This window comes from Streptomyces poriferorum (assembly GCF_019399235.1).
In the GTDB taxonomy this organism is placed as follows: domain Bacteria; phylum Actinomycetota; class Actinomycetes; order Streptomycetales; family Streptomycetaceae; genus Streptomyces; species Streptomyces poriferorum.
Window position 1 is genome coordinate 1 of the sequence record NZ_JAELVH010000080.1, and the last position, 23,517, is coordinate 23,517.

General features: G+C 70.9%; 21 protein-coding genes and 1 other RNA gene. 5 read left to right on the forward strand and 17 right to left on the reverse strand.

Going from position 1 to position 23,517, the window contains the following annotated elements:
- Positions 1-98: 98 nt before the first annotated feature.
- Together JGS39_RS16285 and JGS39_RS16290 are read right to left on the reverse strand one after the other, a co-directional pair.
- Complete coding sequence (locus JGS39_RS16285; RefSeq protein WP_219569818.1) at positions 99-686, reverse strand: sigma-70 family RNA polymerase sigma factor; 588 nt, start codon at positions 684-686, stop codon at positions 99-101.
- 115 nt (positions 687-801) lie between these two features.
- The gene (locus JGS39_RS16290) at positions 802-1,419 is read right to left on the reverse strand and encodes a CGNR zinc finger domain-containing protein (RefSeq protein WP_219569835.1); all 618 of its coding nucleotides are present in this window, start codon (positions 1,417-1,419) and stop codon (positions 802-804) included.
- A 113-nt stretch (positions 1,420-1,532) separates the two neighbouring features.
- On the opposite strand from JGS39_RS16290, the gene JGS39_RS16295 reads away from it, so the two are divergent.
- Positions 1,533-2,075, forward strand: coding sequence for a GNAT family N-acetyltransferase (locus JGS39_RS16295; protein WP_219569819.1), 543 nt, complete (start codon positions 1,533-1,535; stop codon positions 2,073-2,075).
- 19 nt (positions 2,076-2,094) lie between these two features.
- Here JGS39_RS16295 and JGS39_RS16300 read toward each other — a convergent pair whose 3' ends face one another.
- Complete coding sequence (locus tag JGS39_RS16300; RefSeq protein WP_219569820.1) at positions 2,095-2,673, reverse strand: GNAT family N-acetyltransferase; 579 nt, start codon at positions 2,671-2,673, stop codon at positions 2,095-2,097.
- 138 nt (positions 2,674-2,811) lie between these two features.
- Between JGS39_RS16300 and JGS39_RS16305 the strand changes: the two genes are divergently transcribed.
- Positions 2,812-3,381, forward strand: a complete 570-nt coding sequence (locus tag JGS39_RS16305; protein WP_219569821.1) for an anthrone oxygenase family protein — start codon at positions 2,812-2,814, stop codon at positions 3,379-3,381.
- Here JGS39_RS16305 and JGS39_RS16310 read toward each other — a convergent pair.
- The 10 genes from JGS39_RS16310 to ftsE form a co-directional block, all read right to left on the reverse strand.
- Positions 3,330-4,472 carry a uroporphyrinogen-III synthase gene (locus tag JGS39_RS16310; RefSeq protein WP_219569822.1) on the reverse strand — a complete coding sequence of 381 codons (1,143 nt, stop codon included), beginning with the start codon at positions 4,470-4,472 and terminating at the stop codon, positions 3,330-3,332. The genes JGS39_RS16305 and JGS39_RS16310 overlap by 52 nt on opposite strands.
- A 182-nt stretch (positions 4,473-4,654) precedes the next feature.
- Positions 4,655-5,986, reverse strand: coding sequence for a nitrate/nitrite transporter (locus tag JGS39_RS16315; RefSeq protein WP_219569823.1), 1,332 nt, complete (start codon positions 5,984-5,986; stop codon positions 4,655-4,657).
- Positions 5,987-6,117: 131 nt separating this feature from the next.
- Positions 6,118-7,485 carry an acyltransferase family protein gene (locus JGS39_RS16320; protein ID WP_236064014.1) on the reverse strand — a complete coding sequence of 456 codons (1,368 nt, stop codon included), beginning with the start codon at positions 7,483-7,485 and terminating at the stop codon, positions 6,118-6,120.
- Positions 7,482-9,674, reverse strand: a complete 2,193-nt coding sequence (locus JGS39_RS16325; protein WP_219569824.1) for a bifunctional polysaccharide deacetylase/glycosyltransferase family 2 protein — start codon at positions 9,672-9,674, stop codon at positions 7,482-7,484. The genes JGS39_RS16320 and JGS39_RS16325 overlap by 4 nt, the downstream gene beginning before the upstream one ends.
- Positions 9,675-10,361: a hypothetical protein gene (locus tag JGS39_RS16330; protein WP_219569825.1), complete on the reverse strand. Its 687-nt coding sequence runs from the start codon at positions 10,359-10,361 to the stop codon at positions 9,675-9,677.
- Positions 10,362-10,731: 370 nt separating this feature from the next.
- Positions 10,732-11,119: a transfer-messenger RNA gene (ssrA, locus tag JGS39_RS16335) on the reverse strand.
- 120 nt (positions 11,120-11,239) lie between these two features.
- Positions 11,240-11,728: an SsrA-binding protein SmpB gene (gene smpB / locus JGS39_RS16340; protein ID WP_219569826.1), complete on the reverse strand. Its 489-nt coding sequence runs from the start codon at positions 11,726-11,728 to the stop codon at positions 11,240-11,242.
- An 18-nt stretch (positions 11,729-11,746) separates the two neighbouring features.
- The gene (locus JGS39_RS16345; protein ID WP_219569827.1) at positions 11,747-12,934 is read right to left on the reverse strand and encodes a S41 family peptidase; all 1,188 of its coding nucleotides are present in this window, start codon (positions 12,932-12,934) and stop codon (positions 11,747-11,749) included.
- A gap of 68 nt (positions 12,935-13,002) precedes the next feature.
- A complete protein-coding gene (ftsX, locus tag JGS39_RS16350; RefSeq protein ID WP_219569828.1) occupies positions 13,003-13,920 on the reverse strand; it encodes a permease-like cell division protein FtsX in 918 nt (305 codons plus the stop codon).
- 23 nt (positions 13,921-13,943) lie between these two features.
- The gene (ftsE, locus tag JGS39_RS16355; protein ID WP_024489199.1) at positions 13,944-14,633 is read right to left on the reverse strand and encodes a cell division ATP-binding protein FtsE; all 690 of its coding nucleotides are present in this window, start codon (positions 14,631-14,633) and stop codon (positions 13,944-13,946) included.
- 269 nt (positions 14,634-14,902) lie between these two features.
- Here ftsE and JGS39_RS16360 point away from each other — a divergent pair, with 269 nt between their 5' ends.
- Positions 14,903-15,106 (forward strand): hypothetical protein, encoded by a 204-nt coding sequence (locus JGS39_RS16360; RefSeq protein ID WP_136330037.1) that lies wholly within the window; start codon positions 14,903-14,905, stop codon positions 15,104-15,106.
- A 142-nt stretch (positions 15,107-15,248) separates the two neighbouring features.
- Here JGS39_RS16360 and JGS39_RS16365 read toward each other — a convergent pair whose 3' ends face one another.
- Positions 15,249-16,133, reverse strand: a complete 885-nt coding sequence (locus tag JGS39_RS16365) for an LPXTG cell wall anchor domain-containing protein (RefSeq protein ID WP_219569829.1) — start codon at positions 16,131-16,133, stop codon at positions 15,249-15,251.
- Positions 16,134-16,545: 412 nt separating this feature from the next.
- Here JGS39_RS16365 and JGS39_RS16370 point away from each other — a divergent pair, with 412 nt between their 5' ends.
- A complete protein-coding gene (locus tag JGS39_RS16370; protein ID WP_219569830.1) occupies positions 16,546-17,895 on the forward strand; it encodes a histidine-type phosphatase in 1,350 nt (449 codons plus the stop codon).
- A 79-nt stretch (positions 17,896-17,974) separates the two neighbouring features.
- Here JGS39_RS16370 and prfB read toward each other — a convergent pair whose 3' ends face one another.
- The 3 genes from prfB to JGS39_RS16385 form a co-directional block, all read right to left on the reverse strand.
- On the reverse strand, positions 17,975-19,081 hold the full coding sequence (gene prfB / locus JGS39_RS16375; protein ID WP_219569831.1) for a peptide chain release factor 2: 1,107 nt from the start codon (positions 19,079-19,081) through the stop codon (positions 17,975-17,977).
- A gap of 81 nt (positions 19,082-19,162) precedes the next feature.
- Positions 19,163-20,410, reverse strand: coding sequence for a serine/threonine-protein kinase (locus JGS39_RS16380; protein WP_219569832.1), 1,248 nt, complete (start codon positions 20,408-20,410; stop codon positions 19,163-19,165).
- 178 nt (positions 20,411-20,588) lie between these two features.
- Positions 20,589-22,286, reverse strand: a complete 1,698-nt coding sequence (locus tag JGS39_RS16385) for a serine/threonine-protein kinase (RefSeq protein WP_219569833.1) — start codon at positions 22,284-22,286, stop codon at positions 20,589-20,591.
- 565 nt (positions 22,287-22,851) lie between these two features.
- Here JGS39_RS16385 and JGS39_RS16390 point away from each other — a divergent pair.
- Positions 22,852-23,517 (forward strand): FHA domain-containing protein (locus JGS39_RS16390; protein ID WP_219569834.1); only part of this gene is annotated, 666 nt, incomplete at its 3' end.

Genomic DNA, 23,517 nt, shown 5'->3' on the forward strand with positions numbered 1-23,517 from the left:
GGCGGGGGGCCGGGAGGGTCCGGAGGGTCCTGCGAGGGGCCCTGTGGGACCGGAGGGACCGGCCGGCCGGGGCCCGAAGGGCTCCCATTCCTGGTCGCTCATGCCGTGATCCCCCTCTCTTCGAGTGCGAGCTTCATCGAGCGCAGTGCGTAGAAGACCCGGGACCGCACCGTGCCGCTGGGGATGCCGAGCACCTCGGCCGCCTCGTTGACCGTGCGGCCCTTGAAGTAGGTCTCGACCAATGCTTCCCGGTGGGCCGGGGTCAAATCGTCGAGCGCGTCGGAGAGCGTCATCAGCCACAGCGCCTTGTCGATCTCGTCCTCCGCGGGAATGACCTCCAGTGGCGACGGGTCGACCTCGTGCGGCCGGGCCTGCCGGCTGCGGTGGCCATCGATGACGATGCGCCGGGCGACCGTCACCAGCCAGGGCCGGACGGAACCGGTGGCCCTGTTGAGCGAACCGGCGTTCTTCCAGGCACGGATGAGCGTTTCCTGCACCACGTCCTCGGCGCGCTGGCGGTCGCCGGCGACGAGGCGGAGTACGTACGCGAGCAGGGGTCCGGCGTGTTCGCGGTAGAGCGCCCGCATCAGCTCCTCGTCGGGGACGGCGGAGAGTGACGGGGGCGGCCCACTGCGATGCCGGGCCCTGTGCGGACGGTCATCGGCCACGGCCGCATCCTTGCGCACCCGAACCTCCCGGTCGAGACCCTGTCGAGCTCCTTGGCCATCGATACGGGGATGCGGGGCGAACCATTCAACGTGCGTCCAAGATTCTTTACGCCCGAGGGCTGTCCGCGGCTCTTCACCCCCGAGGGCTGTCCGCGGAGGAACCCGGTGGCTCGGTGTGGCGCCTGCGGTGCCGGGCGACCCGTTCGCGGTTGCCGCAGACCTCGCTGGAGCACCAGCGGCGGCGCCTGCCGCGGGAGGTGTCCAGGTAGACGCGGCGGCAGTGGTCGCCCTCGCAGCGGCGCAGTCCGGCCAGGGCTGCCGGATCGGTGAGGAGTTCCACGGCGTCCCGCGCCACGGCGGCCAGCAGCGCGCCGCAGCCGGGCTCGGCGCTCAGGCCGCGTACCAGGGCGCCGTTCCCGGCGCGCACGGCGCACAGACCGGGCGGTGCGCCGGCTGCGAGCGCGTTGACGCGCTCCAGCGCGCCGTCGGCTCCCCTCCCGCCGAGCTGCGCGGTCAGCAGCCGGTCGACGGCGCTCCGCAGCTGCCGGAACCGCACGAGCCAGTGGTCGTCCACGCCGTCGAGCCGGGTGCCCGGGGGGACGGCCCCGGCGGCCACCAGCCAGCCGGCGAGCCCCTCCGCCCGGTCCAGCGGATCGGCGGCGCCCGGGTTTCCGGCGCCCGTCGCGACCAGGTCGAGGCAGAGCCGTCCGGAGTCGAACCGCCAGTCGTACGAGCCCTTGCGCGTCGCCATGCGCATGCCCCCGCCTCGGGTCCGGTCGCCGTCCCCACCAGAGTGCCCCGCCCGGCTCCAGGCCGTAACCCCTGGCGCGCCGGCCGCGACAACTGCCCTCCTACGATGGGCCGATGAGCGACCAGTTGCACAGCGCCCGCCTGCGGTCCGGTTCCCTGGTGCTCCGCCCCTGGCTGCCGGGCGATCTCCCGGCCCTGCTCGACGCGTACCGCGACCCGGCGATACGGGCGGGGTCACGTGCCCCGGTGGAGGACGAGGCGGCGGCGGAGCGCTGGCTGCGGGCCCAGGAGGAGGGCCGGGAGTCCGGGCTGCGACACAGCTTCGCCGTGGTGGACACGGTGCTCGGCGAGCGGCCGGCCGGCAACGTCGTCCTCGCGCGTTCCGCGCCGGGCTCGAAGAGGGCCGAGGTCGGCTACTGGACGGCGGCGCCCGCCCGGGGCCGCGGTATCGCCCCGCAGGCCCTCGAAGCGCTGACGGACTGGGCGTTCACGGTGTTCGCCGCCGACGGACTCGTCACGCTGGAACTGCTGCACCAGGTGGACAACGAGGCGTCGTGCCGGGTCGCGGAGAAGGCCGGGTACGGCTTCGCGGAGATGCTGCCCGCACACCCGCCGTGGCCGCGGGAGGGCCACCGCCACGAGCGGCGGGCCGCCTGACCCGACAGCCTCAGCAGACTCAGGCCCCCGCCGGCGCCCCGGTCACCGGGCCGTCGTGCAGGACGCGCTGGAAGAGCCGGTGGTCGCGCCACTCGCCGTCGATGTGGAGATAGCCCGGGGCCAGGCCGATCTGCTCGAAGCCGCAGTTGGCGAGCACGCGCTGCGAGGCCTCGTTGTACGGCAGCGTGGCGGCCTCGATCCGGTGCAACCGCAACTCGTCCCGGGCCAGTTCGCAGATCAGGCGCACCGCGGCGGTGGCCAGCCCGCGCCCCGCGAAGTCCACGTCCACCCAGTAGCCGAGGGCGGCGCTGCGAAACGGCCCGAGCACCACGCCGTTGAGCGTGAACGTGCCGATCGCCCGGTCCTGCGCGTCGCAGAGCACCCAGGGCATCGCGCGCCCCGCGTCGCGGTCCGCCAGCGCGACGGCCAGCCGTTCGCGCTGTCCCTGCTCGGTGTAGAAGGCGTCGGGCCGCACGGGCTCCCAGGGCCGCATGTACGTGCGGCTGCGGCTCAGCGATTCGGCGAGAGGACCCGCGTCGCCAAGGGCCGCGGGCCGGAGCCGTACCTCGGCGTCGATCCGGTGTGCTTCCTCGCTCATCCCCGCACCGTATCCCGGCACGCCGCGGCGCTCGCGCGGAGCCCGGCCCCCGCCGCGGTCCGCCCCGTTGGACGTCTGCGAAGGCAACTGCGCGCCTGGACCATGGAGCGCGCCGGCCCGCGCCACTTGACTGGATCCATGAACACCAGCGGGCCCGACCGGCCGACCACCGCCCTCCACCGCATCGTCCTCGGCGCCGCCGCCGTCGCCACCGGCCTGATGGCGGGCACCTTCTTCGTCTTCTCGTGCGCGGTCATGCCCGCGCTCGGCCGCAGCGACGACCGGACCTTCGTCGAGGTGATGCGGAACATCAACGACGTCATCGAGAACCCGGTCTTCTTCACCGGCTTCCTCGGCGCGCTGTTCCTCACCGCGGCCGCCGCCTGGCAGCAGCGCCGCTCCCCCGCTCCGCGCAGGTGGATCCTTGCCGCGCTCGCGGTGTACGCCGTCGCCTTCCTGCTCACCTCGGGCGTCAACGTGCCGCTCAACAACGAGCTCGCGCGGGCCGGGGACCCGGCACGCATCGCCGACCCGGCCGCCGTTCGGGACCGGTTCGAGGACGCGTGGGTCGCCTGGAACGCCGTACGGGCGGTGCTGTGCACCGCCGCGCTCGCGCTCCTGCTGCGGGCCTCGTACCTGATGGGCTGCCGGCTCCCTCAGGAGTCCGCGTACTTGGCGTCGGACGCCGGGTCCAGGGCCAGCCGGTAGCCGCGCTTGACGACGGTCTGGATCAGCCGGGGCACTCCGAGCGCGGTGCGCAGCCGGGCCATCGCGGTCTCCACCGCGTGCTCGTCCGTGCCGCTGCCGGGCAGGGCGCGCAGCAGGTCGGCGCGGGCCACCACCCAGCCTGGCCTGCGGGCCAGGGTGTGCAGCAGGGCCATGCCGGCGGGCGGTACCGCGCGCAGTTCGTCGTCGACCAGGACGGCGTGGCCGCGGATCTCGACCCGGTGGCCGGCGACCGGCAGGGTCCGCGCCCGGGAGGGGAGTTCGCGGCAGATGAGCTGGACGAGCGGGCCGAGCCGGAAGCGCTCCGGCTGGGCGGTGTCGATCCCGCGGTCCTGCAACGGGAGGGCGGTGACCGGTCCGACGCAGGCCGGGAGGACGCTGCCCTTCAGGACGGCCGTCAGCTCGTTCAGCAGGCCGCGCTCCCCGGCCCTGCGCAGCAGGGAGACCGCTGCCGGGGCGCTGGTGAAGGTGAGCGCGTCCAGGCCGCCCGCCACGGTGATGTCGATGAGCCGGTCGAGGGGGGCGATGTCCTCGGGCGGCATCCAGCGGTAGACGGGGACGCCGACGACCTCGCCGCCGGCCGCGCGCAGCGACTCGACGAAGCCGGGGAGGGGTTCCCCGTGCAGCTGGAGGGCGATGCGGCGGCCCTCGACGCCTTCCTCCAGGAGCCGCTCCATCACCTCCGCCATGGATTCGGACGCCGGTGACCAGGTCTCGGTCAGCCCGGCGGCGCGGACCGCGCCCTTGACCTTGGGGCCGCGGGCCAGCAGTTCGACGCCGCGCAGGGTGTCCAGCAGCTGTTCGCCTATGCCCCAGCCGTCGGCGGCCTCGATCCAGCCGCGGAAGCCGATCGCGGTGGTCGCGACGACCACGTCGGGGACGGTGTCGATGAGTTCCTTGGTGGCGGTGAGCAGTTCGCTGTCATCGGCGAGCGGCACGATCCGCAGGGCGGGCGCGTGCACCACGGTGGCGCCCCGCCGCCGCAGCAGGGTGCCGAGCTCGTCCGCCCGGCGCGCGGCGGTGACACCGACCGTGAAGCCCGCGAGGGGCCCGTGCTGTTCGTCGTCGTGCATATGGTCTACCCGGCTCTCGTCCCGCTGCTGCTCAATGGTGCGGAGGGCCGAGCCTGCCAACGAAGCGTGACAGGCTCGGTTCACCCGTATTTCCCGCCCGTTACGTCACCCGACATGTCAGGGCCGTCTGTTCGGACCCCGCAAGCCCGGTCTGATCGAAAAGGACAGCTCTGGTTTCATCATCACACTTCGGCGTAGCTGAGCTGGGGCTTCGCCGGGACCGCCGCCGTGCGGCGAAGGTATACCGCCCAGGTGAGCGCGAAACACACTCCGTAGAAGGCGAGGAAGGACCAGAAGGCCGCCGTTCCGGTGCCCGAGGTCTGGAAGGACTGCCGGAAGGCGAGGTTGATGGCGAGGCCGCCGAGCGCCCCGACCGCGCCGATGAGTCCCATCGCCGCCCCGGACAGCCGCCGGCCCTTGGCCGCCGCCTCCTCGCCGCGCAGCCCCTGGGCGATCGCCTTGGCGTGGAAGATGCCCGGGATCATCTTGAACGTCGATCCGTTGCCGAGCCCCGTGAGGACGAACAGCGCGGTGAAGCCGATCAGGAACACGGTGAGCGATTCGATGCCGGAGGCGTATACGACGACACCGGTCGCCACGGCCATCGCGGCGTAGTTCGCCAGGGTGATCCGGGCGCCGCCGTAACGGTCGGCCAGCCAGCCGCCGACCGGCCTGATGAGCGAGCCCAGCAGCGGGCCGACGAAGGTGAGCGAGGCGGCCTGCAGCGGGGTCCGGCCGAACTGGGTCTGCAGGACGAGCCCGAAGGCGAAGCTGTAGCCGATGAAGGAGCCGAAGGTGCCGATGTAGAGCACCGCCATGATCCACGTGTGCGGGTCGCGCGCGGCGTCTTTCGCGGCCCCGGTGTCGTTCTGCACGGGCGCCAGGTTGTCCATGAACCTCGCGGCGCACAGCCCGGCGACGACGATCAGCGGGATGTACACACCGAGCACGATCCGCGGGTGCATGGCGCCCGCGGTCCCGATCACGAGCAGTCCGATGAGCTGCACGACGGGGACGCCGATGTTGCCGCCGCCCGCGTTCAGCCCGAGCGCCCAGCCCTTCTTGCGCAGCGGGAAGAAGGCGTTGATGTTCGTCATCGAGGAGGCGAAGTTGCCGCCGCCGATGCCGGTCAGCGCGGCCACGGCCACGAAGGTGGTGTACGAGGTCCCCGGCTCCATCACCATGAAGGCGGCGACCGTCGGCACCAGCAGGGTGAACGCGCTGAACACGGTCCAGTTCCGGCCACCGAACCTGGCCACGGCGAAGGTGTACGGAACCCGCACGAGGGCTCCGACCAGCGTCGCGGTGGAGATCAGGAAGAACTTCCCGGCCGGGTCGACCCCGTACTCCGGCCCCATGAACAGGACCATCACCGACCACAGGGTCCAGATGGAGAACCCGATGTGCTCGGAGAGCACGGAGAACCAGAGGTTCCGGCGGGCGATCCGCTCGCCCTTCTCCTTCCAGAACGTCTCGTCCTCGGGTTCCCACTGCTCGATCCAACGGCCAGCCATCACGCGCCTCCACGGGTGGTCGGGGTGTTGTCCCCGACGCTAGAGAGCGCGCGTTTCGGTGTGGTGCCGCGAGGTGACCGGTGCGCAACCTTGCTCTCACCGGGCCGGGAGGGGCCCGGTGAGACCGTGGCTCAGCGCCGGCGCGTACCGCCGGGCACGGCCGCCCCGCGGCTCCCGGCACCGGCCTTGCGCGACTGTCCGTTGGGCCAGAGCCTCGGACGGCGCTTGGCGGCGACGTCCTCCACCCAGCCGAAGGCGAGGATCATCAGCCCGATCAGCGGCCAGATGACGATCAGCTCCAGAGCGTTGCCCGAGGCGTCGATGTAGGTGCCGAGGTGGTCGCCGACCCAGGGCACGTTCCACAGCTGGTCGATGAGCAGGAATCCGGCCATCAGCAGCAGGTTGTGCCAGAGGTAGATGGTCACGGCCCGGTTGTTGGCGAGCGTGACCAGACCGTCCCAGCCGGCCAGCCGGCCCGGCAGCTGCCGCCAGGAGGGCGCGTACTGCAGGAGGATGACGCAGAAGCCGAGCGACCAGGTGGCCTGGGCGAGAGGGATCTCGTCGAGGTTCCAGCCCTCCTCGGTGAGGTGTCCGGAGGCCCACCAGAGCGCGAAGGCCATGAGGAACGTCGCCATCGAGACCGTGAGGTAGCGCGGGACGGTCCGCAGCAGCCCGTCGTTGTGCGCGAAGCCGAGGATCCAGCAGGAGCCGAAGACGGCGAAGTCGACCAGCCCCTCGCCCGCGGTGCCCGGCACGGTGACCAGTCCGGTGCCGATCACGGCGGTGAGGCCGACGGGGGCGAGCAGCGTCACCCAGGGAAGCCTGCGGAAGGCCTTCAGCAGCAGCGGTGAGGCCAGCACGAACCACAGATAGGCGCGGATGTACCAGAGCGGTCCCATGGCCTGCTCGGCCCAGGAGGTCTCCAGGAAGCCGCCCTCGGAACCGCTCTCCCAGGGGAAGGGCGGAGTGCCGACCGGGAGCAGGTAGCAGCCCAGTTTGAGGAACCACCAGATGCCCTCCTCGCGGACCGGCTTCCAGCCGAGCAGGAAGACCATGGGGACGACGACCGCGAGGAACGCCCACATCGGCGGGAGCAGCCGCCGCAGTCGGCTGCGGACGACGCTCCACGCGGGCCTCGCCAGCGACCGGGCCATCAGCGAGCCGGCCAGGGCGAACATGACGCCCATGGAGGGGAAGACGATGGTCAGCCAGGCCCAGCCGAAGAGGTGGAAGACGACGACGCGGACGAGCGCCACCGCGCGCAGCAGGTCGAGATAGCGGTCCCGGCCCGGTGCCGCCGCGGCGGGCGGCGCCGCTTCGGGCTCCGGCGCGGGCGGCACGGGTACGGGAGCCTGCGTCCAGGGCGCGGGTCCGGCCGGCCGGGCCCACTCCTCCTGGCCGGGCAGCTGTGTCCAGGCCTGCGGCTGGACCGGGAACGGCACCGTGTGCGGTTCCGGCGGCTGCTGCGGGTACACAGAGGGCTGGCTGGGATGGGTCATGCGACGGGCCTCCGGTCGGTACTGCGCCGGCCCTGGCTCGGCGTGGAGCCGGGCGCCTCCACGACTCCCGTGCGGCGCAGTTTCTGCCAGCGCAGCCGGCCGCCGGTGAGAGCGGTGATCCAGGACTGGAGCAGCACCACGTACATGAGCTGCCGGTAGAGAACCTGCTGGAGGGGCAGCGAGAGCAGATGGGTCATGCGTTCCCGGTCGAGCCGGAAGGCGTACGCGGCGCAGATGGCCTGCACCGCGAGGACGCCGAGCCAGGCGACCACCGTCTGCCCGGTCGGGCCGAAGACGAGCCCGTACAGCAGGAAGACGTCGATGAGCGGGGCGAGCAGCGGGGCGACGACCATGAACAGGGCGACGAACGGCAGCCCGACGCGTCCGAAGCGGCCGGACGGGCCTCGCTCGATCACCGCGCGGCGGTGCTTCCAGATGGCCTGCATCGTGCCGTACGACCACCGGTAGCGCTGTGACCAGAGCTGTTGCACGGACTCCGGCGCCTCGGTCCAGGCGCGGGCGTTCTCCGCGTACACGACGCGCCAGCCGTCCCGGTGCAGGGCCATCGTGACGTCGGTGTCCTCGGCGAGGGTGTCCTCGCTCATGCCGCCGATCCGGTTCAGCGCGTCGCGGCGGAACGCCCCGACCGCGCCGGGGATCGTGGGCATGCAGCCCAGCATGTCGTACATCCGGCGGTCGAGGTTGAAGCCCATCACGTACTCGATGTGCTGCCAGGCGCCGATCAGTGAGTCGCGGTTGCCGACCTTGGCGTTGCCCGCGACGGCGCCGACCCGGGGGTCGGCGAAGGGCTGCACCAGCTCGCGGACGGTGGACGGTTCGAAGACCGTGTCGCCGTCCATCATCACGATGATGTCGTAGCGGGCGTGCGCGATGCCGTTGTTCAGCGCGGCGGGCTTTCCGGCGTTGCGCTGGCGCACGACCCGGACGCCCGGCAGCCGCATCCGGTCGACGAGGTCCGCGGTGCCGTCCGTGGAGCCGTCGTCGATGACGATGACCTCCAGCGGGTAGTCGCTCGCGATCAGCGAGCGCACCGTGTTGGCGATGCACTTGCTCTCGTTGTACGCGGGCACCAGGACGGACACGGGGCGGGTGAGGGGTTCGCCCCAGCTGAAGTCCTTCTTGCGGACCCGGCGGGCGTGTGCGAAGGACAGCAGCAGCATCAGGCCGAAGCGGGCCAGGACCAGCACCCCGATGACGGCGAGACCGACGACCAGGACGTCGGTGATGTGCTCCGAGACCTCGACGGCGGAGACGAACGCCTTGCCCTTCCAGAGCGCGTACCCGGTGACGGGGGTGTGCGCGCTGGGGGCGCCGAGGGCGTCGGTGAGGTTGGCGAACTCGTAGCCGCGCGCCTGCATCTTCGGCAGGAACCTGCCGAGGGCGGTGACGGTCTGGGACCGGTCGCCTCCTGAGTCGTGCATGAGGATGATGGCGCCCTTGCCGCCCTTGGGGGTGGCCCGGTCGATGATCGCCCGGACGCCGGGCCGCTTCCAGTCCTCGCTGTCGGTGTTGTTGACGACGGTGAGGTAGCCGCGGCTGCCGACGTACTGGGTGACCGGCCAGGACTTGTCGTCCATGGCGTCGGCGAACGAGGAGTACGGCGGCCGGAACAGGGAGGTGCGGATGCCGGCCGCGCCCGCCAGCGCCAGCTGGTTCTGCGACAGCTCCCAGTCGATGCGGCCGGTGGACTGGTAGGAGAGGTCGGGGTGGTTGAACGTGTGCAGCCCGACCTCGTGGCCCTCCTCGACCATGCGCTCCACCAGATCGGGGTAGCGGGAGGCCATGGTGCCGGTGACGAAGAAGACGCCGTGTGCGTGGTACTTCTTCAGCTCGTCCAGTACCCGGGGGGTCCACACCGGGTCGGGGCCGTCGTCGAAGGTCAGCACGATCCGGTGGTCGGGGATCCGCAGTGTCTTCGCGGGTTCGGTGGCGCTGCGCGCGTCGATGACCGGGCCGCCGTCCAGTACCTGCTCGGGCACCCGGTCGGTGGCCGCCGGCGGCTGGATCCGGTGGTCGGCGAGGATCTCGCTGTGCACGTAGCCGCGCAGCATCAACATGGCGAGCAGGGCAACGAGGAACAGGAACGGCAGCATGTAGCGCATGGGAAGTCTGCGCCGCCGGCTCTGCTTCTTACGGTTGTGCCTGACCCGCGGGGCGGGGGTGGTCATCTAGCTGGCGCCTTCTTGCTCTTGCACAGGGGGATCAGGTGTGGTGGCGGACGGAGTGACCGGGTCCGGGGACGTGACCGGCGGATCGGCGCTCGGCGTCCCGGACGCGGCGGTCGTCGCGGAGGCGGACGTCTCACCGGCCGGCACACCGCCGGCGGTGCTCGCTCCCGTGGCGGTGGTCCCCGGGGACGGTTCGGTACGGGCCGAGGCGGAGGATCCGGTACCGGGCGACGCGGAACCGCCGGCACCGACGGCGCCGCCCGGGGCGGCCGCGGCTCCTCCGGTCTGCGGGAGGGCGGACGGCGAGACGTCGGGGATCGTGCCGGGTGTGACCTCGGCTCCCGGGGTCACACCCTCGGTGGCCGGCGTCCGTACCTCGTCCGCCTTGCGGTTCTCCTCCTGGCCGGACAGCGGCAGGAAGGGAGCGGTGGAGTTGCCTCCGAGCAGGGCGAAGACGAGCGTCACCGCGTAACCGACAAAGATCGCGGCCAGGACCCAGCCGAGCCGTCGGAGCGTCTTGCTGCGCCGGCCGCTCTCGTCGACGAAGACGGGACCGTCGGAGCCCTCCGGAACGGTGGGTTCCGGGAGCAGCTCGGAGAGCTGCCGTCCCAGTCCGTCGAGCTGAATGGTGACTTCGTTGGGCTCGTGGGTGTGTCCCGCACGGGCACCTTCACGCCAAGTTTCCACTGATGTACGCACTTCCCCCACTCAGGATCGGGTGCGCGCAACTGACCGTCTGTGCGTCGTCGGACCGGGCCCCCACCCTGTCCCACGCGCCCCCTACCACAGTGCACCCGGGCCATGAATGTAGCGCACGCCGACGACAGTCCGGCCCCACGGACGGGTGTTGTTCATCATGAGAGGTACATCTGTTTTCGAACCGTGGTGCGGGCCCTGCCCCGGACCGGCCGGCCCCTCCCACGCGTGGGAGCGCGGTGCATCACGCGCGCCGGGGGCGCACGCCCCCCAGGCTCCGGGCGCGGGCCCGCACGGCGTCGGGCAGCAAAAAACGAGGACCCCGCTGCCGGTGGCAGCGGGGTCCTCGTTCACATGGGAATTGTGGAGATGGCGGGAATCGAACCCGCGTCCAACGGTGCGGAACCAGGGCTTCTCCGAGTGCAGTTCGCTACGCTTTTCTCGGCCCCGGAGGTCACGCGAACAAGCCTCCGACAGGCCCAGCCACTGTTTGATTTCCTTCCAGGCCCCGTGACCGGGCTTAGAAGTTTAGATCCCTTAGTGATGCCAGGATCCGGGTCGGGATCACCCCCGGGCTGACACTCCGCAGAGTCTTCGCTTAGCTGCTAATTAGGCAGCGAGGGCGAAGGCGGAGGAATCGCGCTTGGAATTGGCGATTATTGTTTGCGACATATGGTTTACGAGATCATTGCCGCTTCCTCGACTCGCTTCCCCTGCTTCGACATCCGCTGTCGAAACCGATCATCCCCATGTTGATTTTTCAAAGGTGGTGCACACCCCGTGGGGTGCAGTGCCATCGTACGTGACCAACGCACGACGATGCCAGCGTATTCCTGCCGCACCGGCCGGCAGCCACTGGCGGGGTGCGCTCAGGCGCTCCGCTGACGGCGGCGGGCCGCCGAGATCGCCCGGTTCGTCTCCCTCGTGTCCTGCTTCTCGCGCAGCGTCTGCCGCTTGTCGTACTCCTTCTTTCCCTTCGCCAGCGCGATCTCGACCTTGACCCGGCCGTTGGTGAAGTACAGGGCGAGCGGCACGATCGTGTGCCCGGTCTCCTGGGACTTCGACTCCAGCTTGTCGATCTCGGCCCGGTGCATCAGCAGCTTGCGCTTGCGCTTGGCGGAGTGGTTGGTCCAGGTCCCCTGGACGTACTCCGGGACGTGGATGTTGTGCAGCCACGCCTCGCCGCCGTCGATCTGCACGAAGCCGTCCACCAGGGAGGCCCGGCCCATGCGCAGCGATTTGACCTCGGTCCCCATCAGGACGAGGCCGCACTCGTAGGTGTCGAGGATGGTGTAGTCGTGGCGCGCCTTCTTGTTCTGCGCGACCATCTTGCGCCCGGTGTCTTTTTCCTTAGCCATAGTGCGGCCATTTTCGCACTACGACCCACCCCCGAGGCCACTCAATACCGTCTCGGCCCGTTCCTGGGCCCGCGCGCTCACCGCGAGGTCGGGCGTGATGCCGCGGCCGTCGACCCCATGGCCCGCCGGAGTGCGGTAGTGGCCCACGGTCAGCTCGGCCACGGAGCCGCCCGCGAGCCTGCTCGGCATCTGGACGGATCCCTTGCCGAAGGTCCGCGAACCGACCGTGACCGCCCGGCCCCGGTCCTGCAAAGCGCCGGTCAGGAGCTCGGCCGCGCTCATGGTCCCGCCGTCGACGAGGACGACGACGGGGCGCTCGGTGTCGCCCCCGGCCTCCGCGTACAGCGCGCGCTGCTCCCCGTGCACGTCGTACGTGGCGACCAGGCCGCCGTCCAGGAAGGCGGAGGCGGCGGTGACTGCCTCGGTGACGAGCCCACCGGAGTTGCCGCGCAGGTCCAGCAGCACACCGGCGCCCGCCGGCGCCTTCAGGACCGCGTCACGGACCGCGGTGCCGGATCCCTTGGTGAACGAGTCCACCTCGATCAGCACAGCTGCGGAGGAATCGGAACGGTACGGTCCCAGCCGCCGCACCGAGACGGCCTCGGTGGTGAGCCGGGCCCGCCGCAGAGTCTCGGTCCGGGTGACGGAACCCCGCTGCACGCCCAGCACCACGGTGGTCCCGGCGGCTGCGCCGGTACGGTCGCCCCGCAGCAGGGCCACGACGTCGGAGACCGCGCGCTTGTCGACACGGTGACCGTCGACCGTGCGCAGCAGGTCTCCGGCGCGGATCCCGGCCCGCGCGGCGGGGCCGCCCCGCTGGACCCGGGTGACCGTGACCAGCCCGTCCGCGGAGCGCCGGGCGGCGAGCCCGACGCCCGTGTACGACCCGTCGAGGGCCTGCTCGAACTCCTGGTACTCCCGCTCGTCGTAGACCGCGCCCCAGCGGTCCCCGCTGCGGCTGACGGCCTCCTCGGCCGCCTCCGTACCGGACTTGCCGTCGGCCACCGCCTCGGCTGCCGCGTCGGCCACCGTGTCGCGGTCTGCGGAACTGGCGACGGACCGGGTCTCTATCTCGGTGCTCCGCCCCTCCCCGCGCGGCAGCGCACCAGTGGCGGCCGCGGTGGCGAGCACACTCGCGAAGACCAATGTCAGGGCCGCCCCGCGGCGGACGCCGCGGGACCCGAAACGGTTCTCAGGGCCCGGCATGGCGCCGAGTCTAGGACAACGCCCCGCCGGCGCACGGCCCGTTGGCCGCGCGCCCCACGGGGCGCATGTCACACCTTGAGGTACTTGCGCAGCGCGAAGAGCGCGGCAACCGCGGGCATCAGCAGGCCGATCGCCAGCACCAGCGGGAGCTTGGTGAGGACGGCCTCCCAGCCGATGAAGTCGATCAGGTTCAGCTTGTCCTGGAGGGCGAGTCCCCCGTCGATCAGGAAGTAGCGCCCGGCCAGCAGCATCACGCAGGCCAGTACGCCACCGATCAGGCCGGCGAACGCGGCCTCCATGATGAACGGCATCTGGATGTAGAAGCCGGAGGCCCCGACGAGCCGCATGATTCCCGTCTCGCGCCGTCGGCTGAACGCGGACACCCTGACCGTGTTGACGATCAGCATCAGGGCGATGACGAGCATCAGCGCCATCACGAAGAGGGCGGCGACGTTCATGCCGTTCATCAGGCCGAAGAGGTTGTCCAGGATGCTTCTCTGGTCCTGGACGGACTGCACCCCGTCACGCCCGGCGAAGGCCGTGGCGACGACCTTGTACTGCGTGGGGTCGTCGAGCTTGACGCGGAACGACTCCGGCATCTGGTCGGGCGTGATGTTGCCCGCCATCGGGGAGTCGCCGAACTCCTCCTGGTAGTGCTTGTACGCCTGGTCGGACGACTCGTAGATGACCGTGTCGACGACGTCCATCTTCTTGAGATCGCCCTCGATCTCCTTCTTCTGCTGCGCGGTCACCGCACCCTTGGCGCACTGGACCACCGTCTCCGCGTCCCCCTTGCCACAGAGGTAGATGGAGACGTTGACCTTGTCGTACCAGTAGTCCTTCATCGTGCTGACCTGCTCGCGCATGAGCAGCGCGCCGCCGAACAGGGCAAGCGAGAGGGCGACGGAGACGACGACGGCGAAGGTCATCGTGAGGTTGCGACGGAGGCCGACGCCGATCTCCGACAGGACGAACTGGGCGCGCATGGCGTCCTTTCAGTGCTGGGTGCTCAGTGCTGGTAGCCGTAGACGCCGCGCGCCTGGTCGCGTACGAGACGGCCCTGCTCGAGCTCGATGACGCGTTTGCGCATCTGGTCGACGATGTTCTGGTCGTGGGTCGCCATGATCACGGTGGTGCCGGTCCGGTTGATCCGGTCCAGCAGCTTCATGATCCCGACCGAGGTCTGCGGGTCCAGGTTGCCGGTCGGCTCGTCCGCGATCAGCAGCATGGGCCGGTTGACGAAGGCCCGCGCGATCGCCACGCGCTGCTGCTCACCACCGGACAGCTCGCCGGGCATCCGGTCCTCCTTGCCGCCGAGGCCGACGAGGTCGAGGACCTGCGGGACCGCCTTGCGGATCTCGCCGCGCGGCTTGCCGATCACTTCCTGGGCGAACGCCACGTTCTCCGCGACGGTCTTGTTGGGAAGGAGGCGGAAGTCCTGGAACACCGTGCCCAGCTGGCGGCGCATGTGCGGCACCTTCCAGTTGGACATGCGCGCGAGGTCCTTGCCGAGGACGTGGACCATGCCCTGGCTGGCGCGCTCCTCGCGGAGGATGAGACGCATGAAGGTGGACTTGCCGGAGCCGGAGGAGCCCACCAGGAAGACGAACTCACCCTTCTCGATATCGAGAGACACATCCCGTAGAGCGGGACGGCTCTGCTTCGGGTAGGTCTTGGAGACGTTGTCGAATCGGATCACGGATGCACCACGGTCGGCCGGGAGTAGGTGTGCGTGACCATACGCGAACCCGGCTCACGCGTGCAGGCGCGCGTACCGGGATGGGTGATTTACGGTGAAACGGCATCGGCCCCGGCTCCGCCGCAAGCGGAACGGAACGGGAGGTATCCGGTGGGCCGAGCCGAAACCCGTGCGAGCTGGCACAGTGGTAGGGGGAACGGTTGCGTTTCCGTGAGCGTTGTGCGGAGCGAAGGCTTGTGCGGCTCCGCCGCGCGGGAGGAGGAATGCGCATGACCTATGACCGACTGGTGTGCGCGAACTGCGCGGCGCCCGTGAACGAGGGCCGCTGCCCCGTGTGCCGGGCCAGCCGCGCGCGACTGGAGCAGCAGGAACAGGAGCAGGGACCGTTCGCCGGGCTCAGCCCGGCGATGCTGGTGGCCCTGATGGTGGTGCTGCTGGCCGCGCTGGCGCTGCTGGCGCACCAGACCGTGTAGCGCGTACCCTCCCGGCCGCTTGCCCGGCCCCGCCGGGGCGGCAGAAACGTTTGTCCTCGTACGCGCAGACGCATGCACAGGGGCCCCGGACGCCGATCGGCGTCCGGGGCCCCTGTGTGTGTACGTGTTCCGCTGCTGCCCGTCAGGCGGCGGTGCGGCCGTTCACGAGGCGCGGCAGGATCCGGAAGCCGATGCCTCCGGCGATCATCGTCGCGGCGCCGACCAGCAGGAACGTGGTCTCGGCGGCACCGGTCTCGGCGAGCTCGTCCTTGCCCTTGCCCTGCTCGGCCGGCTGGTTGCCGACCGAGTCGGTGTCGGTGTTGTCGGAGTCGACGCACTCGGCACCGTCGAGGGAGACGGTGCAGGTGCCGGTTCCGCCGTCGTTGGAACCGGAGGTCGAACCGGTCTGACCGGACGTGGTCTCACCCGTGGAGGACGTCTCACCGGTGGTGGTCTCGCCGGTGGTCTCACCCGTCGTGGTGGTCTCGCCGGTCGTCTCACCCGTCGTGGTGGTCTCGCCCGTGGTCTCGCCGGTCGTGGTGGTCTCGCCGGTCGTCTCACCCGTCGTGGTGGTCTCACCCGTGGTGGTGGTCTCGCCCGTGGTGGTGGTCTCGCCGGTCGTGGTGGTCTCGCCGGTCGTCTCACCCGTGGTGGTGGTCTCACCCGTCGTGGTGGTCTCGCCCGTGGTCTCACCGGTCGTGGTGGTCTCACCCGTCGTGGTGGTCTCGCCCGTGGTCTCACCGGTCGTGGTGGTCTCGCCGGTCGTCTCACCGGTCGTCTCACCGGTGGTCTGTCCCTGGTCGACAGCCCCGCCCGCGTCCGTGCCGCCGTCGGCCTCACCCTGCGGGCCGAGACCCGCGTTGATGCCGATTCCGCTCTCGTCCGCGTGGGCGTTGGCGGACAGGCCGCCGACGCCGACGTCGATACCCACGGCCTGCGCCGCACCCGCGGCGGTCAGCGAGGCACCGGCGGCAATGACCGCACCCGCGGCTATCCGCGCGACGCGGACTCGCGTCTTCTTCGTCATGTGCTGCTACCCCCAGTAGCTGTTCTCGTCAATGGAGCAGCCATATGCGGGGCACGGCCCAGCGGGGTTTGCTCCGAGCGCCGGCCCACGTCGCGCCGTGGCCATGCCGCCCGCCCCCGATCACACCCGTCCCAGACATACGCATGCTGCCCCAGCACCCTGTCCAGAGTTAAGGACTACGTCAAGGCCGTTCTGCGCAATGCGCACCGCTTTGGGCTGTGTTGACCCTCATTCAGCACCATGACTGTGACGCACTCACCACGCCATCTACGCAACTCGCCGAGCCAACTCCCTTTTCCCACAGGCCCGTTTCGGACGCCTGGCGGCCGTGCTGCGGCCATATCCGGTTCATCCTGAACGATCACGATGCGGAGGTCCGGCCCACCCGACTCGTCCCGAACCCGGTGAACCCATGCAGAAGAGAACCGCCGCACTCTCGCTGACGCTCGCTGTCTCCGCCCTGCTGCCGGCGGCCCTGCCGGCGCAGGCGACGGCGGGCTCCTCCGGCTCCTACGCCACCAAGACCCCGTACGCGCCGCAGCAGAACATGCGGTCGTACCAGCACGCCCCCAAGGGCTTCGTCCCGGTGTTCACCGAGAACGTCTCGCGCCACGGCTCCCGGGCGGCGTCCGACAGCGAGGACGGTGACCTGATCCTGGCCCTGTGGGAGAAGGCGCGGAGCGAGGGGCAGCTGACCCGCGACGGTGAGCGGTTCGGCGGCGAGACGAAGTCCCTGCTCGCCGCCATGGACGCGATCGGATACGGACAGCTCAGCGGGCGTGGTGTTCGCGAGATCCAGGACACCGCCGCACGGCTGGAGAAGCGGCTTCCCGGGCTCTTCGAGCGGATCGTGGAGAACTCCGAGCAGATCAACGTCGTCAACTCCGGCAAGGACCGTGCGGTCGACAGCGGGAACCTGTTCGCCGAGGCCCTCGCCGAGAACGACCCTGCTCTGGCGCCCCTCATCACACCGGCCAGGACCGACGCCGACCTGCTCTACTTCCACAAGTCGGCCGGTGGCGCGGAGTACCGGGACTACGTCGAGAACGACGAGCGCCTCGCCACCACCCTCGACACGATCACCAACCAGACGGCCTCGCACACCGCCGCCCGCGACGTACTGAAGAAGATCTTCAAGCCGGCCTTCGTCGAGCGGATCGCGGCCGGCGAGTTCGAGTCGATCGCCACCGAGGTCGAAGCCGCGCAGGCGGTCTACGCCCTCTACAGCATCGCTCCGGCCATGGCCGACGAGGGTGACTGGAACATGCAGCGCTACATCGCGCCCCGTGACGCGCGGTGGTTCGCCTACCTCAGCGATGCCGAGGACTTCTACGAGAAGGGTCCCGGTTTCGAGGACAGCGACATCACGTACAGGATGGCGAACGTCCTGCTCGACGACTTCTTCACGAAGATCGACGCCAAGCGGAACGGAACCAGCGACGCGGGCGCGGAGCTGCGGTTCACCCACGCGGAGGAGATCATCCCGCTGGCCGCGCTCATGGGACTGCCCGGCAGCACGAAGGCCGTGTCGGAGGCCGAGCCGTACACGTACGCCGACAACCCGTGGCGCGGCGAGTCGGTGGCGTCCATGGCCACGAACATCCAGTGGGACCTGTTCCGGAAGGGGAACAGGTACCTGGTGCGGATGCTCTACAACGAGAAGCAGACCGCGTTCAAGAAGGGCTGCGAGCCGGTGGCGAAGGGCAGCTACTTCTACGACGTCGACGAACTGAAGCAGTGCCTGGGCCGCACCGCGTCCTGACCGCACGGCGGATACGCGAGGAGGGGTGCGGGAGCCGTGGCTCCCGCACCCCTCCTCGCGTACGTCCCGGCCTGCGGGACTACTTCTCGCTCTGCTTGCGCCAGCGGATGCCGGCCTCGATGAAGCCGTCGATCTCACCGTTGAAGACCGCTTCCGGGTTGCCCATCTCGAACTCCGTACGCAGGTCCTTGACCATCTGGTACGGGTGCAGGACGTACGAACGCATCTGGTTGCCCCAGGAGTTTCCGCCGTCGCCCTTGAGCGCGTTCATCTTCGCCTGCTCCTCCTGGCGGCGGCGCTCGAGGAGCTTCGCCTGGAGGACGTTCATCGCGGACGCCTTGTTCTGGATCTGCGAGCGCTCGTTCTGGCAGGAGACGACGATGCCGGTCGCCAGGTGGGTCAGGCGCACCGCGGAGTCCGTGGTGTTGACGCCCTGGCCACCGGGGCCCGAGGAGCGGTACACGTCGACGCGGAGCTCGGACTCGTCGATCTCGATGTGGTCGGTCTGCTCGACCACGGGCAGCACCTCGACGCCCGCGAAGGATGTCTGGCGGCGGCCCTGGTTGTCGAACGGGGAGATCCGGACGAGCCGGTGGGTGCCCTGCTCGACGGAGAGCGTGCCGTAGGCGTACGGCACCTCGACGGCGAAGGTGGTCGACTTGATGCCGGCCTCTTCCGCGTACGCCGTCTCGTAGACCTCGGTCTTGTAGTTGTGCCGCTCGGCCCAGCGGAGGTACATGCGCTGGAGCTTCTCGGCGAAGTCCGCGGCGTCGACGCCACCGGCCTCGGCGCGGATGGTGACCAGGGCCTCACGCGCGTCGTACTCGCCGGAGAGGAGCGTGCGGACCTCCATCTCGTCCAGGGCCTTGCGGACGGACTCCAGCTCGGACTCGGCCTCGGCGAGCGCGTCGGCGTCGCCCTCGTCCTCGGCGAGCTCGAAGAGGACTTCGAGGTCGTCGATCCGGCCGCGCAGGGTCTCGGTCTTGCGGACCTCGGCCTGGAGGTGCGAAAGCTTGCTGGTGATCTTCTGCGCCGCCTCCGGGTCGTCCCACAGGGACGGAGCGGCAGCCTGCTCCTCGAGCACGGCGATGTCACCCCTCAGCGCATCCAGGTCCAGGACGGCCTCGATCGACCCCATGGTCGAGGAGAGGGACTTCAGCTCTTCGGAAATATCGACGACTGCCACGGGTCCAGCGTAACGGCTGTCGGCGCGGGCGTTCCTCGGACCGCTCGATCACGGCCCCGCGGCCGCCGCGGACAGGGCGGGTCAGGGGGTGGCCGGGGCCGAGTTCTTCGTGTCCTGCGGGCTCGCTCCCGCGTCGTCGCCGCCCAGTGCCAGCCAGCCGCCCACCCCGGCCGCCACGACCAGTACCAGGGCCGCGGCGCCCAGGGTGAGACGCCGCTTGCGGATGGCCGCCGACTTGTTGCGGGCCGAGCCGGGCCGGGGCCTGCCCGGGGCGCGCGGGGCGCGGGCGGTGCCCCGGGGGCCGCCGGACAGCTCGTCGGGGGCCGGGACGCGCATGCTCGTGTGGGTGTCCCGGTTGGAGTCGGGCGACGAACCGGGGACCAGCGGCACGGCACCGCGGCGGCGCGGCTCCTCGGCCGGGGTGTACTGCTGCTCGTCGTAGGCCTGCCCGTGCGGCTCGGACTCGGCCTCGTCGTCCGGTTCGTCCACGTCCAGGGGCGGGATGCCGGCCAGGTGCGGGAGCTGCTCGCGCAGCCGGGCCGCCAGTTCGGAGGCGCGCAGCCGGGAGGCCGGAGCCTTGGCCAGGCACTGCAGCAGCAGCTGCCAGAGCTCCTCGGGGATCCCGGGCAGCGGCACGACGGTCTCGGTGACGTGGCGGCGCAGGACGGCGCCGGGGTGGCCGCCGCCGAAGGGCGTGAAGCCCGCGAGGAGCTCGTACAGCACGGTCGCCAGCGCGTAGATGTCGACGGCTGCGCGCGGCGGGAGGCCTTCCACGATCTCGGGGGCCAGGTAGTCCGGCGTACCGATGATCTTGGTTGCCTTGGTGCGGCGCGGGGTGTCGATCAGCTTGGCCACACCGAAGTCGGTGAGCAGCGCGGGGTGGGAGTTGCCGGGGCCGAGCGGGCCCTCCATGTCGAGCAGGATGTTCTCCGGCTTGACGTCGCGGTGGACCACTCCGGCGGCGTGTGCCGCGGCGAGGCCGTCGGCGACGTCGGCGACGATCGCGACGGCGGCCTCGGGGGCCAGCCGGCGCTCGCGGTCGAGCCGGGTCCGCAGATCCGTGCCGCGGACCAGGTTCATCACGAGGGCCAGGTCGTTGCCGTCCACCACGAGGTCGCGGACGGCGACGACGTGCGGATGGTCGAGGCCGAGCAGGGCGGTGCGCTCCTGGACGAAGCGGCCCACGAGTTCCTGGTCGGACGCGAGGTCCTCGCGGAGCAGCTTGATGGCGACGGGCCCCTCGGGGCCGTCGCCAAGCCACACCGTGCCGGCGCTGCCGCGCCCCAGAATCTGGTGGGCGGTGTACCGGCTGCCGATATTCCGTGCCAAGACTGCTCCCTCAGCGGCTGGCGATGGACCGTCGCACAACAACCCCCGGCCGACAAAGTTACGCGGCGATCGGGGGGTTGCGTGCCCCGGATGGCGCCAACCTTCACTTCTGCGGGCGAATTGCCGCGGAATTGGTCCTCAGAAGTCGATATGGCTACAGAGTCACGTCACCGTGGCGTCAGGTTCCGCTGCCGCCACTGCTGCCGCTGTCGCCGCCCAGCTTCGAGATCCAGTCGGTGACGGTGGTGAAGGCGTCGGTGATCGCGTCCCAGTAGCCCTGCCCCTGGCCGATCCAGTCCTTCAGCGGGGTGAGCTCCCAGATCAGCCAGCTCGCGACGAAGAGCAGCACCAGCGTGAACAGGCAGCCCTTCAGGCAGCCGAGGCCGGGGATCTTCATCGGGTTGGCGCTGCGCTGCCTCGGCTCGCGGGGCGGGCGCTGGGCCGGCTGCTGGGGTTGCTGGGGTTGTTGGGGCTGCTGTGGCGCGTACTGCTGGCGCTGGGGCTGGTACTGCTGCTGCTGGGGCTGCGGCTGGTACTGCTGAGGCTGCTGGCGGTACTGCTGCGGCTGCTGTTGCTGCTGTTGCTGTTGCTGTTGCTGGGGGTACTGCTGTTGGCGGCGCTGCTGCTGTTGCGGCTGCGGCTGCTGGCGCTGCGGCCGGCGGCGCAGCGGGTCCTGGCTCGGGTCGAGGTACTGGACCTGCGTCTGCTCGTTGCGGTCGCGGGCGGCCTGGAGCTGGGACTGCCAGGGGTGCGGCCCGTCGGGCTGCGGTGCTCCCTCGGGGCGCGGCGGGACCGGCGGCATGACCGCGGTCGGGTCCGCGTGGCCGCCGCCCGGCCCGGCGTTCTGCTGCATGACGCTGGTGGCCGCGTTGGGGTCGTAGCCGTTCGGGTCGTACGAGCCCGCGTTGCTCGGGAGCACCTGTGTGGGGTCGGCCGCCCCCGGCGTCTCCGGGACCGCGGTGGGCGCCGGGTCGGGCGCGAGAAGGGCGCCCACGCCGTCGGCTGCCGCGATCTGCGCGGAGTTCGCGTGCACGCCGATGCCGGCGGCGACGGTACGCAGCGCACGGGCGAGGTTCTCGGCGCTGGGCCGGCGGTCCGGGTCCTTGCTCAGGCAGCGCTCTATCACCGTCCACAGCGGGGCGGGGACGGTGCTGGGCCGTCGGGGCTCCTCGCTGAGGTGCCGGTGCAGGACCTCCAGCGCGGTGCCGCCGGCGAACGGCGGGCGGCCGGTCAGCAGCTCGTACAGCAGGATTCCGGCGCCGTAGATGTCGACGGCGGAGGTCTGCGGGCGGCCCTCGGCCGACTCGGGCGCCACATAGGCCGGTGTCCCGACGAATTCATGGGTCCGGGTCAGGCCCGGGGAGTCGGCGAGACGGGCGATGCCGAAGTCGGTGAGCATCGGGTGCATCTGGCCGTCGCGCTCGTCGAGCAGCACGTTGGCGGGCTTCAGGTCGCGGTGGACGACGCCGTCGGCATGGCTGGCGGCGAGCGCGTCCGCGATCTGCGCGGTGAGCAGCGAGGCGGCGACCGGGGTGAGCGGGCCGTTGTCGCGGAGGTAGCGGTGCAGGTCGGGGCCGTCGATCAGGTCCATGACGAGGGCGAGGAGATCGCCCTCCACGACCAGGTCGCGGGTGCGCACGATGTTCTCGTGCCTCAGCCGTAGCAGGACGGAGCGCTCGCGCAGGAAGCGCATCACGACATCCGCGTCGTTGGCGAGCTCCTCCTTGAGGACCTTGATCGCCACAGTCTCGCCGGGCTGACCGGCGACGGCCGCCTCGGCGCCCGCGGTCTCACGCTGGCGGGCGCGCCAGACGGTGCCCGTGGCGCCGCGTCCCAGCGGCTCCTCGAGCAGGTACTTGCTGCCTACCGGCCGCACGTCATGCGCTCCCTGCTGATCGTGGTGCTTGCGGTCCCCCGGATCCGTCCCGAGTTCCGGCCCACTCTAGTGGGGTGGGCGAAGTGGACGACCGAGTCGGGCAGGTTACCGTTTTGTCTGCATTCCTGGTAATTCCCCGCAATCTCCCGGAGGAGTGCGGTCTGCCCGCCGCCCGATGGCACCGCCTCTGGAGGAAGACGCCCGTCCCGCTCCGATGGTTGCCGCCGCGGAGTCCGGACGGAACGGCTCCGGGCGCCGGCCCCGATCACACGGAGCGCCGCCCGGACCTGTCGTGAGCGCCGCCCGGAACTGTTGCGAGCGCCACGGAGAACCGGCCAAGCAGGCACTTTTGGGCGCACAGCAGACCTTTCAAGATCACTTAGCGGTGACCCCCGGGCGTGTTGTCAGTGGCAGGTGCGAGGATGCCTCCAGCACGGAACTGTGGGGGCGGGAGCCCCGCGTGACGTGACGAACCTGTACCGGACGACGCGTCCGTGCCGGGTGGGGGGAATCACAGGGCGTCTCCCCTGCCGGACACCGCGCGCAGAAGGGACCGCTGACGGCGATGCAGATCCGGCTGACCGTCCTCGCGCCGCGCAGCGGCCAGACACCGGCGCGCGCCTGCGACGTGCTGGTGACCGCCCCCGCGGGGACGGCGCTGGCCGCCGTGGCGTCCCATCTGGCCGCCTCCGTCTCCGGGCCCGACGGCTCCCTCGGCAGCGGTGCGGTGGTGCTGTTCGCCGGACGGGAACGGCTCGACGCGCAGCGGTGCGCGCTCGGTGAGCCGCCCCTGGTCGACGGGGCGGTGCTCTCGCTCCAGGTCCCGGGCGGGGACGAGACGCCGGACGACACCGTCCCGGCCCAGCTGCACGTGATCGCGGGACCGGACGCGGGCGGGGTCCACCTGCTGCACGGCGGGCAGATCCGGATCGGCCGCTCGGCCGACGCCGACGTCCCGCTCGACGACCCCGATGTGTCCCGGCTGCACTGCGCGGTGACGGTCTCCGCTGAGGGCCGGGTCTCCGTCGCCGACCTCGGCTCCACCAACGGCACCTCGCTGGACGGCACGGACGTCCGTGACCGCCCGGTCCGGCTGAGCCCCGGCGCGCTGCTCCGCCTCGGCGAATCGACGCTCCGGCTCACCTCCGGCGCGCGTACGCCGGCACTGGAAACGGCACCGGACGGCGAGGGCCACCTCCGCGTGGCCAGGGCGCCGTCCGGTGCCGTTTCC

Excerpts from the sequence above, each read along its gene's own strand:
- JGS39_RS16310 (WP_219569822.1), bottom strand. The coding sequence starts at position 4,472 with ATGCACGACGACGAACAGCACGGGCCCCTCGCGGGCTTCACGGTCGGT.
- JGS39_RS16300 (WP_219569820.1), bottom strand. The coding sequence starts at position 2,673 with ATGAGCGAGGAAGCACACCGGATCGACGCCGAGGTACGGCTCCGGCCC.
- JGS39_RS16320 (WP_236064014.1), bottom strand. The coding sequence starts at position 7,485 with ATGACCCATCCCAGCCAGCCCTCTGTGTACCCGCAGCAGCCGCCGGAA.
- JGS39_RS16290 (WP_219569835.1), bottom strand. The coding sequence starts at position 1,419 with ATGGCGACGCGCAAGGGCTCGTACGACTGGCGGTTCGACTCCGGACGG.
- JGS39_RS16295 (WP_219569819.1), top strand. The coding sequence starts at position 1,533 with ATGAGCGACCAGTTGCACAGCGCCCGCCTGCGGTCCGGTTCCCTGGTG.
- JGS39_RS16360 (WP_136330037.1), top strand. The coding sequence starts at position 14,903 with ATGACCTATGACCGACTGGTGTGCGCGAACTGCGCGGCGCCCGTGAAC.
- smpB (WP_219569826.1), bottom strand. The coding sequence starts at position 11,728 with ATGGCTAAGGAAAAAGACACCGGGCGCAAGATGGTCGCGCAGAACAAG.
- JGS39_RS16365 (WP_219569829.1), bottom strand. The coding sequence starts at position 16,133 with ATGACGAAGAAGACGCGAGTCCGCGTCGCGCGGATAGCCGCGGGTGCG.
- JGS39_RS16305 (WP_219569821.1), top strand. The coding sequence starts at position 2,812 with ATGAACACCAGCGGGCCCGACCGGCCGACCACCGCCCTCCACCGCATC.
- JGS39_RS16345 (WP_219569827.1), bottom strand. The coding sequence starts at position 12,934 with ATGCCGGGCCCTGAGAACCGTTTCGGGTCCCGCGGCGTCCGCCGCGGG.
- JGS39_RS16325 (WP_219569824.1), bottom strand. The coding sequence starts at position 9,674 with ATGACCACCCCCGCCCCGCGGGTCAGGCACAACCGTAAGAAGCAGAGC.
- ftsX (WP_219569828.1), bottom strand. The coding sequence starts at position 13,920 with ATGCGCGCCCAGTTCGTCCTGTCGGAGATCGGCGTCGGCCTCCGTCGC.
- JGS39_RS16315 (WP_219569823.1), bottom strand. The coding sequence starts at position 5,986 with ATGGCTGGCCGTTGGATCGAGCAGTGGGAACCCGAGGACGAGACGTTC.
- JGS39_RS16370 (WP_219569830.1), top strand. The coding sequence starts at position 16,546 with ATGCAGAAGAGAACCGCCGCACTCTCGCTGACGCTCGCTGTCTCCGCC.